We start from the raw sequence: 241 nt of genomic DNA on the forward strand, positions 1-241 counted from the left end.
AAAAGGAAAGTTTGCGAGAAAGACTATTAGCGGCTGTTGGGAGCGGAGAGGAAGGAGGAGGAGAGAAAGGTGGAAGGGAGTGAGCTGGTGTTTATGTTGTTGAGGAAGAAGAGTATGGTGTGGTTGATGTGAGAGGGGATGAAGATGATGAGGCTGTGGAAGAAGTAATTAGAATGTATAAAGAATGGGAAGAAGATGTATTTGGATAGAGTGTTAATGTAGTAAAAGGAAGGGAGGAGGG

1 protein-coding gene is annotated in these 241 nt (G+C 44.0%); it reads right to left on the minus strand.

The annotated features are described in order from the left end of the window. Positions 1 to 26: 26 nt before the first annotated feature. On the minus strand, positions 27 to 241 hold a 215-nt coding region (locus FS736_RS24975), incomplete at its 5' end, for a hypothetical protein (protein ID WP_222125121.1).

It is taken from the genome of Cytobacillus oceanisediminis 2691, assembly GCF_007678455.1.
Taxonomy (GTDB): domain Bacteria; phylum Bacillota; class Bacilli; order Bacillales; family Cytobacillaceae; genus Mesobacillus; species Mesobacillus oceanisediminis_A.